We start from the raw sequence: 17,315 nt of genomic DNA on the forward strand, positions 1-17,315 counted from the left end.
CGTCACGACAGCTACTTGGCGTCCTTCTTCTGAACCTTGGCGTACTTGGCCTGGAACTTGGCCACCCGGCCCGCGGTGTCCAGCACGCGCTGCTTGCCCGTGTAGAACGGGTGGCAGGCGCTGCAGGTCTCAGCGTGGATCGAACCGCCCTTGGCGGTGCTGCGGGTGGTGAAGGTGTTGCCGCAGGAGCACGTGACGGTGGTCTCGTTGTACTGCGGGTGGATACCGGACTTCATAGCCTCGGTCCTTTCGTTTTCATGGGCGCTGGGTCGCTGTCATCACTGCCGGACGCCCGCCCGGACAGCTCGGGCGTGAACCAGTCCCGGTGGCCGACTGACCAGTATGCCATCCGTCCCGATCACGATCTTCAGCGGCTAACTCGGCTGCGTTTCGCGAGCGATTCTCGTAGCGTCTCCGGCCATGTCCCCCACCACAACAACGACCCTCGCCGCTGTCTTCCCGCCCGACGCCCTGGACCGCGCCATGGCCGAGGGGCTCGTCCGCGCGCAGACCCATCCGGAGCTGCCGCTGACGATCTACAACTACACGGAGAAGTGCACGTACGCGAACGCGTGGGACGAGGTGACACTGGCGTGCCGCGGGTTGATCTGTGATGCCGCCGGGACGGTGGTGGCGCGGCCCCTGGTCAAGTTCTTCAACCACGGGCAGCCGGGCGCGGCCGTGATCGGCCTGGACGAGCCGGTGGTGGTGACCGACAAGGCCGACGGCTCGCTGGGCATCGTCTACGTCACACCGGACGGCCCGGCCGTGGCCACCCGCGGCTCGTTCGCCTCCGATCAGGCACGGCACGCCACGGCGCTACTGCGCGAGCGCTACCCGCACTGGTCGCCGCCGACCGGGCTGACGGTGCTCGTGGAGATCATCTACCCGGGCAACCGGATCGTGGTCGACTACGGCGGCCTCAACGACCTGGTGCTGCTCGGCGCGGTGGAGATCGCCACCGGGCGCTCGCTGCCGCCCGGCGCGGTGGCGGGCTGGCCCGGCCCGGTGGTGGAGACGTTCGCGTACCCGACGTTCGAGCAGGCGCTGGCCGCCCCGGCGCGGCCCGGCCGCGAGGGCCTGGTCGTGCACGCGCTCGCCACGGACGCCCGCGTGAAGATCAAGTACACGGAGTACGTGCACCTGCACCGCATCGTCACCGGCCTCAGCGCCCGCGGCGTGTGGGCGGCGCTGGGCGAGGGGGCGACGGTCGCCGAGATCGCCGAGCCGCTGCCCGACGAGTTCCACGGCTGGGTCACCGAGCTGGCCACCCGCCTCACCGCCGGCCTCGCCGAGCTGGAGAAGCAGGTCGAGCAGGCGCACGACGAGATCATGGAAGGGCTGCCCGAGGGCTGGGCCCGCAAGGACTACGCCATGGTCGCCGGGCGGCACCCGCTGCGCGGGTACCTGTTCGCGCACCTGGACGGCAAGCCGTACCGCCGCCAGCTGTGGGAGGAACTCAAGCCCGACGGCGACGAGCGACCGCACGGCCGTACCTTCGACGACGAGTGACCACGACAGGAGCCGACGCGATGCCCACCCTTACCATCACCCGCGGCCTGCCCGGCTCGGGCAAGACCACCTGGGCCAAGGAGCAGCCCGGCGTCCGGGTCAACCGCGACGACCTTCGCCGCATGCTGCACGGCGGCAACCTCGGCGCGGGCTGGGCGGAGCGGCAGGTGACCGTGGCGCAGCGGGCCCAGGTCGAGGCGCTGCTGAAGGCGGGCGCGGACGTGATCTGCGACGACACCAACCTGCGCGCCCGGGTCGTCCGCGAGCTGGCCGAGCTGGCGATCGACTGCGGCGCGCAGGTGACCGTGCGCGACTTCACCGACGTGCCGCTGGCCGTCTGCCTGGAGCGCGACGCGGCCCGGCCCGCGGCCGAGCGGGTCGGGCCCGAGGTCATCGAGGGTATGCACGAGCGTTACCTCGCCGGCCGCCGCGAGCCGCTGGTGCTGCCGCAGCGCGGCCCGCGCCTGGTGTACGAGCCGAAGCCCGGCCTGCCCCGGGCGGTGCTGGTGGACCTGGACGGCACGGTCGCGCTGATGGGCGACCGCAGCCCGTACGACCACACCCGTGTCCACCTCGACCTCCCGCACCAGCCGGTGATCGACGCCGTCCGTGCCCTACACGCCGCTGGCCACACGATCGTCTACTGCTCCGGCCGCGTCGACGCCTGCCGCGACTCCACCGCCGCCTGGCTCGACAAGCACGTCGGTGTTCCGTACGCCGCCCTGCACATGCGCGAGACCGGGGACCCGCGCAAGGACTCCGTGGTCAAGCGCGAGATCTTCGACGAGCACATCCGCGACACCTGGTACGTCGTCGCCGTCCTCGACGACCGCAACCAGGTCGTCCGCATGTGGCGCGAACTGGGCCTCACCGTCTTCCAGGTCGCCGAGGGCGACTTCTGACCCGAAGGAAGGGCACCTTGCCATCGCTATTGGTTGTGGAAGGTGCCCTTCCTAACATGGATGGACAGACATAGGTCGAGAGGACGAGATGAGCAGGCCGTCGCCGAAGGTCGCCCAGGACGGGGCGCACATCACGCTGCCGGGCGCGGTGACGGTAACCCCTGACGAGTACGACGCCCTGCCCCCGGATCCCCGGATCGAGCTCGTGGACGGAGTGCTGCACGTCATGACGCCTCCCACAGCCCGGCACCAGATCGTCATGATGAGGCTCGTCACCAGCCTGCTCCGCCGGTGCCCGGAGCACCTGACCGCGCTGCACGAGCAGGAGATCCGCATCGCCGACGACCACCGGCGCAATCCCGACGTGCTGGTGGTGCGCCAGGACGCGGTGAACCTCGACTGGTTCAGCTTCCCGCCCAAGGCCGTGCTGCTCGCCGTCGAGATCGTCAGCCCCGGCACGCAGACCGCCGACCGCAAACACAAGCCCGCCGAGTACGCCGACGCCGGCATCCCCTGCTACTGGCGCATCGAGCCGCTGCCCGAGCTGGTCGTGCACACCTACCAGCTCGACGAGACCGACGTGTACGAGTCCACCGGCGTCTTCCACCCCGGCGACGTCATCACGGTCCCCCGCCTCGACTGGGCCACCATCCCCGTCACCGACCTCATCCCCTGACCGAGCCCCACCCCCGCCCGCCCCGCGCCCCCCGCCTGCCGGCGCGGCCCTCCCGCCTGGCGCAACTCTTAAAGACTCGCGGCCTCAGAGAGTCTCTGAGGCCGCGAGTCTTTAAGAGTTGCTGATCAGGGCCAGGCCCCGCCCGGCTGGGCGGGGTCCGGGCCGGCGGGTCAGGGGACGGTGATGGTGGTGGTGGTGGCGGTGACGGCGTTGACCGTCACGGTGAGGGTGGCGGCGCCCCGGCGCAGGGCGGTGAGCTGCCCGGTCGCCGGGTCGTACGCGGCGACCGCGTCACGCGGAGCCGTCCGCATCGGGCCGATGTGGACCGTGCCCGCCCAGTCCGCCGAGACCGGGTAGGCCACCGGGACAGCCCGGCCGGCCTGGGTGACCACGGCGGACACCGGCCCGGTGGCACCGACAGCCAGGGTCGCGGGCGCGGTCAGGTCCAGCGCGTCCACGTGCGGGCGGATCTCGGCGTGGAACCAGTCCGCCACTCCGGCCTGCGGGAACAGCCGGGGCACCAGCCACTCCAGCGGGCTGACCGGGTCGACGCCGACCATGGTCCAGCCGGTGAAGCCGCCCTCCGCGGGCGAGGTGGACGGGGCCTTGCCCGAGTTCCCGTTGATCAGGTACGCCACCCCGTCGACCTCGCTGGCCGCGAACGTGCCGACGTGGCTGTTCACCATGGCCGCGCCCTTGCCCGAGGACCACTGGAAGTCGGCCAGCCAGCGCTCCACGGTGGCCACCTCCTTCGCCTCGGCCAGCTCGCTCGCCTGGACCGGCGTGGGATCCCGGGGTGGGTGGTGGAAGAACACCGCGACCGAGCCGATCGCCGGGTCGTCGGCCGCCTCGTCCAGCGCCTGGCGCAGCATCAGCACCTGGTCGAACCCGCCGCCGCGCAGCGTGCCCCTGGCCGAGTCGAGCATGACCAGCCGGGTGCCCCGGTGGTCGACGACGCGGTGGGTCTCGCCGAACACGGCCCGCCAGTTGTCCAGGTTGCCCGGTCCCATGATCTCGTGGTTGCCGGGCACGTAGTAGTACGGCAGCGTGCCGCCGAGTTCCTCGTCGAGGATCTGCTTGGCCAGCGCGATGTCGGCGGGCGCGGCCTCGTCCACGAAGTCGCCGTTGATGACGAGGAAGTCCGGCGCGGCGGCCTTGATCTCGCGCAGCGTGCGGCGGGCGTTGCGGACCAGGTCGCTGTCCGGGTTGCGGGCCACGAACTGGGCGTCGGACATGACCGCGAAGCGCCACGGCTCGTCGGCCGCCGCGCCGTCGCGGATCACGAAATCGCGCTCGTACGCCGGGTCGGCCGGGACGTCGATGGTGGCCGGGAGCTTGACGGCGAGATCGTCGATGACGATCGCATTGGTGTAGGAGGCCTCCGGTTTGATCTCCGCGGGGTAGAACCAGCGGAACTTGAGCGGGTGCTGCAGCCCGGCCGGAACCGGGAACTCGATCTTCTGCCAGCCGGTGCCGGTCAGGTACGGCCCGCTGAACGCGGGGACGAGCGCGCCGGTGGCGTCGTACACCTGCAGCCGCGCCCACTCACCGCGCCCGGCCTCCGGGTTGACCCACATGCTGACCGCGAGCGGCTGCCCCGGCAGCTCGATGAGCGCCGGCGGGGTCGCGTACGAGGTGCGCGTGCCGGTGGACTGGGTGAAGTCGTACGACATGCGCAGGCCCAGCCCGTCACGGCCCGGCACGGCGGCCACCGCGCAGGTCGCCCGCGCGGTGGTGCACTTCCACGCGGCGGCGTCGTCGAAGTTCGCGACGACCACCTCGCGCGAACCGACGGTGACGCCGACCCGGGTCGTCCTGCCGTCGACGGTCAGCTCGACCACGGTGCCGCCGTCGGCCTTGCCGGTGACCCGGAAGCCGCCCGCCCCGTCCGGGGTGATGTCCACGATCGACGTGTCGTAGCTGAGCCGGACCTCGTCGGCCTCGATCGGTGCGCTCAGCGCGTCCCGGTCGAAGCCCAGCACGCCGAAGCTCCCGGTGCTGCCCGTCCCGGCCAGCGACAGCCGCCCGGTGGTCGGGCTGATCCGCTCCAGCCGGTTCAGCACGGTCATGGTGAGCTGCCCGGACGCCGATCCGCGGTACGCGGTGACGGTCGCCTCGCCCGGCAGCAGCCCGCGGAAGGAGCCGTCGACGACGCGGCCGGACAGCGCGGGGAACACCTTCCAGGACGGGGTGCCCGCCGCGGGGCCGTAGGTCTCGTCGTACCCGGCCGCGGTCAGCCGCCGGGAGTGCCCTGGGAAGACCCGGTCCGGCCGTCCCCCGCGTACGTCGTTGAGCGTCGGCGCGGTCATCGGGGCGGTCGCGGTCTCGACCCGGTAGCCGGTCAGCCGCCCGGTGCCGACCGGCGAGAGCACCGCCAGGCCGTTGGGCGTGGGCCGCTCGCTGCCGTCCGACGGCGCGTTCTCGATCTGCGGCGCGGCGGCGCCGGGCTCGCGGGCCAGCAGCGTCGACGAGCCGCCGCCGTCCAGGTTCAGGGCGTCGTGCGCGCCCAGGCGCTGCATCATCACCGCGAGGTCGCGCAGGGTGAGCCCGTGGCTGTCGGCCTGCCGGCCGTCCACGGTGAGCAGGTACATCTTGGTGCCGGTGGCGTCGAAGCCGACCGCGCTGCGCGGGTTGTCGCTGTCCACGACCGCCCCGTCGGCGAGCTGCCCGCCGCGCAGCAGCCAGGCGTTGCCGCCGATGGCGGTGGTCAGCTCACCGCCGTCGGAGGTGCGCGGGGAGTAGGCGACCGCGACCCGGGTGCCCGGGGTCAGCGCCGCCAGCGCGTCCGCGCCCGCCTCGCGGCCGAGCAGCACCTGGGTGCCCTCGGCGAGCGCTCCGCTGCCTGGCGTCGCCGAGACGGACTCGACCGAGCCGTCGCGCAGCACGACCTCGGTGACCCGGCTCGCCCCGGTCACCGGCCGGGCGCGGCTGAAGTCGCCCCACAGGCCGGTGTACACCCCGATCGCGTTCGCACCCAGGACGTGCGTGTTGAAGCCGCTCAGCGCGAGCGGCGCGCCGCCGTCGGGCGTGGCCGTGCCCTCGAAGTACACCTCGACCAGGCGGCCCACGTCACCGGCGGTGAAGCCGACGGCCTTGTGGTGGCCGGCGATCGGGGCCTGGATCAGCTCACCGCCCTGGATGCCGACGCCCTGCGCCGCACCGGAGTTGTTGATGTCGAAGAAGTCGCCGTTGACCGCGCCGACGACCCGCTTGTCGTCGCGGGCGGCCAGTTGCTGCGACAGCGGCTGGGTGGCGGCGACCGCGCCCGGGAACACGTAGTCGACGGTGGCGCTGCCGGACAGGTCCACGGTGAGCGCGTCGGCGCGCAGGAAACCGCGGGCGTCGTACCGGTCGAACGAGGTCAGGGTGACGCCGGGCGCGACGGGCCGGGTGCTGGTCGGGGTGTCCACGTAGTCGGGTCCGACCACGACGCCGCCATCCTGCCCCGATCCCGCCGGGGTGGGCAGCGCGGCCGCCGCGGGCTGCGACAGGGCCGTTCCGGCGGTCACGGTGAGCGCGGTCAGGGCTACGAGCAGGGGATGTATCCGCCTTCGCGAAGGCACGGTTCCTCCCGGGGGTGTGGGGTGCTGCCGCCAGTGCAGTCCCCTCCGGAGAGGCGCGCGCGGCAGTGCGGATGCCTGAAGGAAAACTTCAGCCAAACAATAAACCTCGAAAGGTACTTGCACATCCCCCGATTTTCACACCGCCGCCCGGCCCGTAAGATCGCCCGAGTTGCCTGGCAGATGTACGTATCTTGAGCGCGCTTTCGCCCACCTGCCAGGCAAGTTGAGTGATCTTGGTATGCGACGCACCCGTACTGAAGCGGGCACGCCGCGCCAGCCCTGGCGCACCGGGTCGGGCGGGGCCGGACCAGGCGGGGCCGGGAGCGGGGCCGCATACGACGAAGCGCCGGGAGCCGTGAGGCTGCCCGGCGCTTCGGCCGTGTTCGACGGGGCGTTACTCGCCCGGCGTCGTCTTCGCGATCTGCATCAGGAACTCGATGTTGGTCCGGGTCTGCTTGAGCTTGTCGAGCAGCAGGTCCAGGGCCGCCTGCGAGTCCAGCGAGTGCAGGACCTTGCGGAGCTTGTGCACGATGACCAGCTCCTCCGGCGCCAGCAGGATCTCCTCCTTGCGGGTGCCGGACGGGTCGATGTCGATGGCCGGGAAGATGCGCTTGTCGGCGATCTTCCGGTCGAGCTTGAGCTCGGCGTTACCCGTGCCCTTGAACTCCTCGAAGATGACCGTGTCCATCATGGAGCCCGTCTCCACCAGCGCCGTGGCGAGGATGGTGAGCGAGCCGCCGTTCTCGATGTTGCGGGCGGCGCCGAGGAAGCGCTTGGGCGGGTACAGCGCGGTCGAGTCGATACCACCGGACAGGATGCGGCCGGAGGCCGGCGCGGCCAGGTTGTAGGCCCGGCCCAGACGCGTGATCGAGTCCAGCAGCACCACCACGTCGTGACCCAGCTCGACCAGGCGCTTGGCCCGCTCGATCGCCAGCTCGGCGACGGTGGTGTGGTCCTGCGGCGGCCGGTCGAACGTCGAGGCGATGACCTCGCCCTTGACCGAGCGCTGCATGTCGGTGACCTCTTCAGGCCGCTCGTCGACCAGCACGACCATCAGGTGGCACTCGGGGTTGTTGTTCGTGATCGCGTTCGCCAGCGCCTGCAGGACCATGGTCTTGCCGGCCTTGGGCGGGGACACGATCAGCGCACGCTGGCCCTTGCCGATCGGCATGACCAGGTCGATGACCCGGGTGGTGAGGATGTGCGGCTCGGTCTCCAGGCGCAGGCGCTCCTGCGGGTACAGCGGAGTGAGCTTGTAGAACTCGCCACGGCGGCGGGCCTCCTCGGGCTCCATGCCGTTGACGGTGTCCAGGCGCACCAGCGGGTTGTACTTGTCCCGCCGCTGCTCGCCGTCGCGGCTGGCCTTGACGGCGCCGGTGATGGCGTCGCCGCGGCGCAGGCCGTACTTCTTCACCTGCGACATCGACACGTAGACGTCGTTGGGGCCGGAGAGGTAGCCGGTGGTGCGCACGAAGGCGTAGTTGTCCAGCACGTCCACGATGCCGGCGACCGGCACGAGCACGTCGTCCTCACCCACGTGCGGCTCGCCGCCGCCACCGCCCGCGCCGACGGTCTCGCCGCGCTCGCGGCCACGCCGGCGGTCACGGAACCGGCTGCGCCGGCCACGACGGCCGTCGCCGTCCTCGTCACCGTCGAAGCCGCCACGGTCGGGACCGCGGTCGTTGCCCCGGTCGCCGCCACGGTCGGCGGCGCGCTCGCCGCGCTCCTGGCGGTCGCCGCGCTCGGCACGCTCCCCGCGCTCGGGCCGGTCACCGCGCTCAGGACGCTCGCCCCGCTCGGCGCGCTCGCCGCGGTCGGCGTTGCGCTCCCCGCGCTCGGCACGGTCACCGCGCTCGGCACGGTCGCCCCGGTCGCCTCGCTCGGCGCGCTCACGGCGGGACTCGCGACGGTTCTCGCGGCCCTCCGCCGGCGCCTCCGCCTCACCACGGGGCTCCGGAGCGTTGCGGCGGCTACGGCGCTCGCCCCGCGGCTCGGTGCCCTCTGCTGCTGTCGGCGCGGACTCGCCCGCCGCCTCGCGGACCTCGGCCCGCACCTCCTCGCGAGCCGGTGCGGCGGCCGCGGCGACGTCAGCACGGGGGCGCGGTGCGCCACCGCCCTGGCTGGCCGTGATCGCGGCGATCAGCTCGCCCTTGCGCATGCGTGCGGTGCCCGTGATACCCAACCCCGCTGCCATGGTCTGCAACTCGGGCAGCAGCTTCGCGGAGAGACCGCTGCCGGCGGAGCGGCGGCGCCGGCCGGTGGAGGCGTCGTCAGCGACGTGGGAGACATCCGACGTCATGTCGGTGGTGTCGCTCAATGGATTCCTTCCCTCGATTGGCCGGGGCAGCCCGGGTCTTCTTACGACAGTTGGCGGCCGGGCGGCCTCGGAAACCCGTGGTGCTCATCCAGAGCGCTACGGGAGTTTTCGCGCAGTCACGACGGCGTTCCGCCGCCGTCCATATTCGACGGCGTGGACACGCCTGGAGCGTGCGATCAGTCTGCGGCAGGCATAGGACTGGGGGTGGACGGCCGTCTGGCTAACGTGTCCGTCTGAACCGAGCTCCGGTAACGCCGCCCCGCAAGATCGGGCGCTTCGCGGCTGTGCTGCCCTAGAGCGTAATCAACGACTGAGACCAGCGGCAACACCGGGCTACTCGGCGTGTCTGAAATGCTGCAAAAGACAGGTGATACGCCCCGGTTTCTAACCAGGGATCCTACCCGCCGACACACGGGCGCCACCAGCGAACACCGCGATAGTGTGTGCCAACCAACTGCCGCCCGCCTCGAAACCGGACGGCACGGGCGAAAGCGCCAGGACACTCGGCCCGGCCCCGCTGACCACGGCGGCCACACCGGCTTCCCGCAGCTGTGCAACCAGGGCGGCGGTCTCCGGCATTCCCGAGGCCCGGTAGCCCTGGTGGAGGCGGTCCTCGGTGGCCGGGAAGAGCAGGCTCGGGGCGCTGGTCAGGGCGTGGGTCAGCAGGGCCGCCCGGCCCGCGTTGAAGGCGGCGTCGGCGTGCGGCACGGTGGCGGGCAGCGCGGCCCGCGCGTGGGCGGTCAGGCCGCGTACGGCGGGCACGAACACCGTCGGCCGGATCTCCGCGGCCACCGGCAGCGCCACGGCCCGCGCCCCGCCCGCCTCGGTCCAGGCGATAGTGAAGCCGCCCAGCAGGCACGGGGCGATGTTGTCCGGGTGCCCCTCGATCCGGCCCGCGATGCGCACCTCGTCGGCCCGGGTCAGCCTGCCCCCGGCCAGCGCGTTGGCCAGGGTCACCCCGGCCGTGATCGCGGCGCTGGACGAGCCCATGCCGCGCGCCTGCGGGATCCGGTTGTAGCAGCTCAGCCCCAGGCCCGCCGGCTGGGCGCCCAGTTCGGCGAACGTCTCCCGCATGGCGCGTACGACCAGGTGGGTCTCGTCGGCGGGCAGCTCGCCCGCGCCCTCGCCGGTGACCTCGACGGTGGTCTTGCCGTCCTCGGCCACCCAGGCGGTGACCTCGTCGCATAGGTCCAGCGCCAGGCCCAGGGCGTCGAAGCCCGGTCCGAGGTTGGCGCTGGTGGCGGGCGCGTGGACGGTGTACGCCCCGGGCGCGAAGGAGATCGTCACGGTCGTCATGGTAGGGCCGCGCCGACCCCCGCCCGCCGATGCGGTGCCGGGCCCGCCCACTCCTCGGGAGGCCGCTCGCCGGGGCCGCCGGTGACCGGCACGCCCGTCGGCCTGCGTGGCGACGCATGGCCGACGCTCGATACGGTGTGCGGGTCGCCCACCCCTCGGGAGAAGCCGTGGAATCGTTCGACCTGTCCATGCTCGGTGCCCTGCTGCCGCAGACCGTCAACGCGATCGTGCTGATCGCCGCCGGAATCACCGCATACGCGCTGCGCGCCCGCCTCGGCTCGGCGGCCACCTGGCTCACCGTCGCGGCGACCGCGATCGGCGCGGTCGACTTCATGGCCAGCGCATGGTGGCAGCTGTGGGGCATCCGCTCGGTGATCGAGGGCGGGGGCGGCCCGCGCTACACGATGATCACCGTCGTCAGCCTCGTCTTCTGGTTCATCCACCTGGTCTGGACCAGCCTGCTGATCGCGGCGGTGTTCGTCGGCCGACGACGCCCGACCGCGTTGCCCGCCGTCGAGATCTCCTGAATCGCCGCCGCGGCAACGGACTCCACTGTGGAGGCCGGTTGTTCAGTCGCCGTCCTCGTCGCCGTCGGACACGGCCGCGGTGGGGCGGTCGACCGGCCGCCCCACCGATTTCAGCGCGGCCCGCAGGGCGTACTCGATCTGCGCGTTGACGCTGCGCAGATCGTCGGCCGCCCACCGGGCGATCGCGTCGTACACCGCGGGATCGAGCCGCAGCAGCAGTTTCTTGCGTTCAGGCACAAGATGTCCTCAGTAGAGGGTGCCCGCGTTGACGACCGGCTGCGCGTTGCGGTCACCGCAGAGCACCACCAGCAGGTTCGAGACCATCTGCGCCTTGCGCTCCTCGTCCAGCTCGACCACGCCCTGCTCGCTCAGCTGCTCCAGCGCGCTGGAGACCATGCCGACCGCGCCCTCCACGATGGTGGACCGCGCCGCGACGATGGCCTGCGCCTGCTGGCGGGCCAGCATCGCCTGCGCGATCTCCGCAGCATAGGCGAGATGGGTGATCCGCGACTCGACCACCTCGACGCCGGCCAGGATGACCCGCTCGCGCAGCTCGGCGGTGAGCTCGTCGCTGACCGACGCGCTGTCGCGCAGGCTGGCCCGGCCGCTGGCGTGCGCCTCGTACGGGTAGCTGGTGGCCAGGTGCCGCACCGCGGTCTCCGCCTGCACCTCGACGAAGTGCGCGAAGTCGTCCACCGCGAACTTGGCGGCGTAGGTGTCCACGACCCGCCACACCACGACGGCGGCGATCTCCACGGGGTTGCCGTCGGCGTCGGAGACCTTCAGCCGGTTGGACTCGAAGTTACGCACCCGCTTCGAGATCTTCGTCTTCTCGGTGAGCGGCCAGGTCCAGTGGAAGCCGGGCTCGCCGATCGTGCCGACGTACTTGCCGAAGAACTGGATGACCCGGGCGTCGTTGGGGCTGATCACGATGAACCCGGTGGCGATCAGCACGAGCAGCAGGGTGCCCACCGCGACGGCCACGCCGATGGCGGCGTCGTTGCTGCCGGACACGCCCACGTTCACGGCGACGACGGCGATCGTTGCGGCTGCCACCAGCAGCGCCACGAGGACCATGATGAACCCGGAGATCCGGAACGCCTTATGCTGCATGGCGACTCCTCATGTCGAAGTGATATCACCAAGCTAGCAGGACGTGTCAAGCCACTTCGCTTCCCGTCAAGATCGCCCGATTTGCCTGGCACCCGTGCGTATCTTGACCCGCTTTCGCCCACTTGCCCGGCAAGTCGAGCGGCGGCAGGCGTCAGTCGGCGAGCGCCGGCACCGGGGTCTGGGTGGGGATGCGGCGGGTGACCAGGAACCAGCCGATCGCGTACGACAGCGTGGTGACGCCGCAGCAGGCGACCAGCACCCGCCAGTCGACCGAGTCGACGAACGCGCCCACGACCAGCTGGGAGGCGGTCACCGCGAGCATGGCGATCATCGTGTCGGTGGCGTTGACCCGGCCGCGCAGCTCGTCGGGCACCTCCTGCGCGATGGCGTAGTTCGACATCACCCAGTTGCCGCCGCCGGCCGCGTGCGCCAGGAAGATGCCGGCCAGCACGAGCGGGAACCAGCCCGCCCCGGCCACGCCGACGTACACCAGGCCGTAGGTGGACATGGACAGCGCCAGCGCCGGGAACAGCCAGTGCGGCCGGGCCAGCGCCGCCCGGAACAGGAACGGGCCGACCACGCTGCCCAGGCCGCGCACCGCGAACATCAGGCCCAGCCCCCGCGCGCCCACCCCGAAGGTCGCCGCGATCAGCGGGAACGTGGCCAGCAGGCCGTTGCCGGTGCCCACCGCCGACTTCACGGTGACCAGGGCCAGCAGCCGCGGCTCGCGACGCAGGTAACCCAGCGCCTCGCGGATCGCCGCGAACGCCGGGCGGGACACCGTCGGCAGCAGGCCCTGGGTCGGCCGCTTGATCCGCGAGGTCAGCAGCGCCGAGGTCAACAGGCTGACCGCGACCAGGCCGAAGCAGGCGTACGGGGACAGCCACTCGGTGACCAGGCCGCCCAGCGACGAGGCGACCACGGTCATGGTGCCCCAGGCGGTGCCGTTGACGGCCATCGCCGGGCCCATGTCGGCCGGGTCCACCAGGTTGGGCACCGACGCGTTGGCAGCGGGGGTGTAGAACGCCTTCGCCGCAGCGAGCGCGCCCAGCGCGACGAGCGCGATCGGGCCCGCACCGGGGCCGCGCACCAGGAACAGGCCGCCGACGGCGACGAGCGCGGAGAGGTTCGAGGCGATCAGGATGTGCTTGCGGTTGAACCGGTCCGCGATGGTGCCCGCGTACGGCAGCAGCAGCGCGACGGTGCCGGTCTCCACGGCCAGCGCGAGGCCGCCCCAGAGTCCCTGGCCGGTCTCCCGGTTGAGCAGCACCAGCAGCGGGACCATGACGAACCAGTCGGCTCCGAAGACGATGACCTCGGCGAGGAACAGGCGGCGGAAGTCGGCGCTACGCGTAAGGACCCTGAGCACGTAGGCACCGTACACCTGAGAGCGATCTCACGGATCACGGGCACGCTGTGACGTGCACCCCGATCCACGGGGTGCACGTCATGGACGGGTCAGGCGAGGCCGAGTTCGCGGGCGGCGGCGAGCGGGTCGTTGCCGATGGTGGTCGGGGCGGGCGCGGTGGAGATGGCCCACTCCGGGTCCTTGAGCCCGTGGCCGGTCACCGTGCACACGATGCGCGAGCCGTGCGGCACCTTGCCGGCCGCCGACGCCTGCAGCAGGCCCGCGACACTGGCCGCCGAACCCAGCTCCACGAAGACGCCGACCTCCCGGGCGAGCAGCCGGTACGCCGACAGGATCTCCCGGTCGGTGACCGCGTCGATGAGACCGCCCGACGCGTCGCGCGCGTCCAGGGCCTTGGTCCACGAGGCCGGGTTGCCGATCCGGATCGCGGTGGCGATCGTGGACGGGTTCGGCACGACCGCGCCGTTGACGATCGGGGCGGAGCCGGCGGCCTGGAAGCCGTACAGCTTCGGGGTCTTCGTGGCGTTGCCTGCGGCGACGTCCTCCGTGTAACCCAGCCAGTACGCGCTGATGTTGCCGGCGTTGCCGACCGGCATGCAGTGGATGTCCGGCGCGTCGCCGAGCGCCTCGACGATCTCGAACGCGGCGGTCTTCTGCCCGTGCAGCCGGTCGATGTTCACCGAGTTGACCAGCGCCACCGGGTAGTCCTGGGACAGCTTGCCCGCCATCGCCAGGCAGTCGTCGAAGTTGCCGCTGACCTGCAGCAGCTTGGCTCCGTGCACGAGCGCCTGGGCGAGCTTGCCCAGCGCGATCTTGCCCTGCGGCACGAGCACGGCGCAGGTGATGCCGGCGCGGGCGGCGTACGCGGCGGCGCTGGCGGAGGTGTTGCCGGTCGAGGCGCAGATGATCGCCTTCGCGCCGTGCTCGACGGCGGTGGAGACGGCGACCGTCATGCCGCGGTCCTTGAAGGAGCCGGTCGGGTTCGCGCCCTCGACCTTCAGGTAGACGTCACACCCGGTGCGGTCGGACAGCACCGGCGCGGGCACCAGCGGCGTGTTGCCCTCGTGCAGCGTGATCACGGGCGTCTTGTCCGTCACCGGCAGCCGGTCCCGGTACTGCTCGATCAACCCACGCCACATGCTGGCCTCCTTACCGAGTGTCATCGAGTACCTTGCCGCCTCTCCGCCCGTAACTCCACTCGGGTTCCACGCAGCGAGACGCGCGCATCCTCCACCGTCGATCATGAACTTGTGCCACCGACACGCCGTCGACCCGTGCCATAAGTTCATGATCACCGCCTCGGGCCGTCCGGGCGGGCCTGGGCTAGAACTCGACGCGGAGGACGGAGGCTACGGCGCGGACGAAGTCGAGGGTGCGGAGTTCGGCGACGGTGGCGGCAAGGGCGCTGTCGGGGGCGGAGTGGGTGACGATGACCAGGACGGCCTCGTCGCCGCGGCCGGACTGGTTCACCGTGGCGATGGAGACGTCGTGGCGGGCGAAGACGCCGGCCACCGCGGCGAGCACGCCGGCGCGGTCGGCGACGTCGAGGGAGACGTGGTAGCGGGTGCGGACCTCGCCCATCGGGTGGACAGGGAGGTCGGCGTAGGCGGACTCGCTGGCGGCCCGCACCCCGGCCAGGCGGTTGCGGCCCACGGCGACCAGGTCACCGAGCACGGCGCTCGCGGTCGGAGCGCCGCCCGCGCCGCGGCCGTAGAACATCAGCTGACCGGCGGCCTCGGCCTCGACGAACACGGCGTTGAACGCCTCGCCGACCCCGGCCAGCGGGTGGGTGCGCGGGATCATCGCCGGGTGCACGCGGACGCTGACGCCGCCGTCGGCGGTGCGGCCCGCGATGCACAGCAGCTTGATCGTGCAGCCCATGGCCTTGGCGCTGGCCACGTCGGCCGCGCTGACCTCGGTGATGCCCTCGCGGTACACGTCGGCGGCCTTCACCCGGGTGTGGAAGGCGAGGCCGGCCAGGATCGCGGCCTTCGCGGCGGCGTCGAAGCCCTCGACGTCGGCGGTCGGGTCGGCCTCGGCGTAGCCCAGCGCGGTCGCCTCTTCGAGGGCCTCGGAGAAACCCGCGCCGGTGGCGTCCATCGCGGAGAGGATGAAGTTCGTGGTGCCGTTGACGATGCCGGTGACCTGGGTGATGCGGTCGCCGTGCAGGGACTCGCGCAGCGGGCGCAGCAGCGGGATCGCGCCCGCCACCGACGCCTCGTAGTACAGGTCCGCGCCACCCTCGGCGGCGGCGTCGTGCAGGCTGCCGCCGTCCTCGGCCAGCAGCGCCTTGTTGCCGGTGATCACGGACTTGCCCGCGCGCAGCGCCTCGACGAGCCAGGTGCGGGCGGGCTCGATGCCGCCCACCACCTCGATGACCACGTCCACGTCGTCGCGCTTGACCAGGCCGAGGGCGTCCGTGGTGAACAGGTTAGCGCTGACCGGCAGCTCGCCCCGGTCCCGACCCGCTCTGCGTACGGCGATGCCGACCAGCTCGACGGGGGCGCCGATACGCGCCGTCAGGTCGTCGGCCTGCTCGTGCAGCAGGCGTACGACCTCCGAGCCGACGGCGCCGCATCCCAGCAACGCCACCTTGACCGAGTCAGCCACTTCGTCTCCCGTAACGCTCAACCTGGCAGGGGCGAGATCGCGCCCTACCCCACGTCCAACGCCAGGAGATCGTCCTCGGTCTCCCTGCGCACGATCACCCGCGCCTGCCCGTCCCGCACCGCCACGACAGGCGGCCGCGGCACGTGGTTGTAATTGCTGGCCATGCTCCGGCAGTAGGCACCCGTGCCGGGCACCGCGATAAGATCTCCGGGCCGGACGTCGGCAGGCAGGAATTCATCCTTCACCACCACGTCCCCCGCCTCACAATGTTTTCCCACCACGCGGGCAAGAATCGGCTCCGCCTGTGACGCACGTGACGCCAGCGTCGCCGAGTACGACGCGTCGTACAGCGCGGTGCGGATGTTGTCGCTCATGCCGCCGTCCACGCTCACGTACGTGCGCAGGCCGTCCAGCGGCTTGACCGTGCCGACCTCGTACAGCGTGAAGGTGGACGGGCCGACGATCGCCCGGCCCGGCTCCACGGACAGGTGCGGCTGGGCCAGCTCCAGGCCGCGGCACTCGTCCGCCACGATCTTGAACATCCGCTCGGCCAGGTCGGCGGCCGGCGAGGGCGTGTCCTGGCTGGTGTACGCGATGCCGAAGCCGCCGCCCAGGTCCAGCTCGGGCAGCTCCGCGCCGAGTTCGGTGCGGATGCGCTCCTGCAGGGTCAGGATGCGCCGGGCGCTGACCTCGAAACCCGACGTGTCGAAGATCTGCGAGCCGATGTGCGAGTGCAGGCCGCGCAGCTCCAGCGTGTCCTGCTCCAGGATCAGCCGGGCCGCCTCGAACGCCTTGCCGCCCGCCAGCGAGAAGCCGAACTTCTGGTCCTCGTGCGCGGTCGCGATGAACTCATGGGTGTGCGCCTCGACGCCGACGGTCACCCGGATCATGACGCGCGGGCGGACCCCGCGCTCGCGGGCGATCGCCGACAGGCGCTCGATCTCGTCGAACGAGTCGACCACGATGCGGCCCACCCCGTTCTCGACGGCGCGGGTCAGCTCGCGTACCGACTTGTTGTTGCCGTGCAGCGCGATGCGGGCCGGGTCCATGCCCGCGGCCAGCGCGGTGCGCAGCTCGCCGCCGCTGCACACGTCGAGGTTCATCTCCTCCTCGACCAGGATGCGCACGATCGCCCGGCACAGGAACGCCTTGCCCGCGTAGTACACGTCCGCGCCCGCGAAGCCCTGCTTGAAGTCGCGGCAGCGGGCCCGGAAGTCCTCCTCGTCCAGCACGTACGCCGGCGTCCCGAACTCCTCGGCCAGGGAGGTCACGTCCCGGCCGCCGACCCGCAGCACACCCGCGTCGTCCTTGGTCGCGGTCCGCGGCCACAGCGGCGTCATCAGCTCGTTCACATCGGCGGGTGTACGCAGCCAGGAAGGTCCCTGGTGCCCGAAGTCTCCGTGCAGGGCACCGGCCTCATGTGCGCGCAA

General features: G+C 71.8%; 14 protein-coding genes. 4 read left to right on the plus strand and 10 right to left on the minus strand.

Going from position 1 to position 17,315, the window contains the following annotated elements; genetic code table 11:
* Positions 1-11: 11 nt before the first annotated feature.
* A complete protein-coding gene (gene rpmE, locus ACFQO7_RS21870) occupies positions 12-236 on the minus strand; it encodes a 50S ribosomal protein L31 (protein ID WP_360520943.1) in 225 nt (74 codons plus the stop codon).
* A 184-nt stretch (positions 237-420) separates the two neighbouring features.
* On the opposite strand from rpmE, the gene ACFQO7_RS21875 reads away from it, so the two are divergent.
* The 3 genes from ACFQO7_RS21875 (at position 421) to ACFQO7_RS21885 (ending at position 3,090) form a co-directional block, all read left to right on the plus strand.
* Positions 421-1,512, plus strand: a complete 1,092-nt coding sequence (locus ACFQO7_RS21875) for an RNA ligase (protein ID WP_376808088.1) — start codon at positions 421-423, stop codon at positions 1,510-1,512.
* Between the two features lie 20 nt (positions 1,513-1,532).
* Entirely contained in the window at positions 1,533-2,414 is an 882-nt protein-coding gene (locus ACFQO7_RS21880; RefSeq protein ID WP_361043304.1) for a phosphatase domain-containing protein, read from the plus strand.
* 88 nt (positions 2,415-2,502) lie between these two features.
* Entirely contained in the window at positions 2,503-3,090 is a 588-nt protein-coding gene (locus ACFQO7_RS21885; protein ID WP_376808089.1) for a Uma2 family endonuclease, read from the plus strand.
* Positions 3,091-3,260: 170 nt separating this feature from the next.
* Here the strand turns inward: ACFQO7_RS21885 and ACFQO7_RS21890 are convergent, their stop codons facing one another.
* The 3 genes from ACFQO7_RS21890 to thrB form a co-directional block, all read right to left on the minus strand.
* Entirely contained in the window at positions 3,261-6,653 is a 3,393-nt protein-coding gene (locus ACFQO7_RS21890; protein WP_376808090.1) for a phosphodiester glycosidase family protein, read from the minus strand.
* Between the two features lie 394 nt (positions 6,654-7,047).
* Complete coding sequence (gene rho / locus ACFQO7_RS21895) at positions 7,048-8,970, minus strand: transcription termination factor Rho (RefSeq protein ID WP_376808091.1); 1,923 nt, start codon at positions 8,968-8,970, stop codon at positions 7,048-7,050.
* A 384-nt stretch (positions 8,971-9,354) separates the two neighbouring features.
* On the minus strand, positions 9,355-10,257 hold the full coding sequence (thrB, locus tag ACFQO7_RS21900; RefSeq protein ID WP_376808092.1) for a homoserine kinase: 903 nt from the start codon (positions 10,255-10,257) through the stop codon (positions 9,355-9,357).
* 176 nt (positions 10,258-10,433) lie between these two features.
* Between thrB and ACFQO7_RS21905 the strand changes: the two genes are divergently transcribed.
* Complete coding sequence (locus tag ACFQO7_RS21905; RefSeq protein ID WP_376808093.1) at positions 10,434-10,793, plus strand: hypothetical protein; 360 nt, start codon at positions 10,434-10,436, stop codon at positions 10,791-10,793.
* 42 nt (positions 10,794-10,835) lie between these two features.
* On the opposite strand, the gene ACFQO7_RS21910 is transcribed toward ACFQO7_RS21905, so the two are convergent.
* From ACFQO7_RS21910 to lysA, 6 genes are all read right to left on the minus strand, one after another.
* Entirely contained in the window at positions 10,836-11,030 is a 195-nt protein-coding gene (locus ACFQO7_RS21910) for a type II toxin-antitoxin system antitoxin (RefSeq protein ID WP_376808094.1), read from the minus strand.
* A gap of 9 nt (positions 11,031-11,039) precedes the next feature.
* Entirely contained in the window at positions 11,040-11,906 is an 867-nt protein-coding gene (locus ACFQO7_RS21915) for an SPFH domain-containing protein (protein WP_376808095.1), read from the minus strand.
* 151 nt (positions 11,907-12,057) lie between these two features.
* A complete protein-coding gene (locus tag ACFQO7_RS21920) occupies positions 12,058-13,275 on the minus strand; it encodes an MFS transporter (protein ID WP_376808096.1) in 1,218 nt (405 codons plus the stop codon).
* A gap of 89 nt (positions 13,276-13,364) precedes the next feature.
* On the minus strand, positions 13,365-14,414 hold the full coding sequence (gene thrC, locus ACFQO7_RS21925; RefSeq protein WP_376808097.1) for a threonine synthase: 1,050 nt from the start codon (positions 14,412-14,414) through the stop codon (positions 13,365-13,367).
* Between the two features lie 184 nt (positions 14,415-14,598).
* A complete protein-coding gene (locus ACFQO7_RS21930; protein ID WP_376808098.1) occupies positions 14,599-15,885 on the minus strand; it encodes a homoserine dehydrogenase in 1,287 nt (428 codons plus the stop codon).
* Positions 15,886-15,929: 44 nt separating this feature from the next.
* Positions 15,930-17,315, minus strand: a complete 1,386-nt coding sequence (gene lysA, locus ACFQO7_RS21935; protein ID WP_376808099.1) for a diaminopimelate decarboxylase — start codon at positions 17,313-17,315, stop codon at positions 15,930-15,932.

This window comes from Catellatospora aurea (genome assembly GCF_042663325.1).
Lineage (GTDB): Bacteria > Actinomycetota > Actinomycetes > Mycobacteriales > Micromonosporaceae > Catellatospora > Catellatospora aurea.

Excerpts from the sequence above, each read along its gene's own strand:
- rpmE (WP_360520943.1), bottom strand. The coding sequence starts at position 236 with ATGAAGTCCGGTATCCACCCGCAGTACAACGAGACCACCGTCACGTGC.
- ACFQO7_RS21875 (WP_376808088.1), top strand. The coding sequence starts at position 421 with ATGTCCCCCACCACAACAACGACCCTCGCCGCTGTCTTCCCGCCCGAC.
- ACFQO7_RS21880 (WP_361043304.1), top strand. The coding sequence starts at position 1,533 with ATGCCCACCCTTACCATCACCCGCGGCCTGCCCGGCTCGGGCAAGACC.
- ACFQO7_RS21885 (WP_376808089.1), top strand. The coding sequence starts at position 2,503 with ATGAGCAGGCCGTCGCCGAAGGTCGCCCAGGACGGGGCGCACATCACG.
- ACFQO7_RS21915 (WP_376808095.1), bottom strand. The coding sequence starts at position 11,906 with ATGCAGCATAAGGCGTTCCGGATCTCCGGGTTCATCATGGTCCTCGTG.
- thrC (WP_376808097.1), bottom strand. The coding sequence starts at position 14,414 with ATGTGGCGTGGGTTGATCGAGCAGTACCGGGACCGGCTGCCGGTGACG.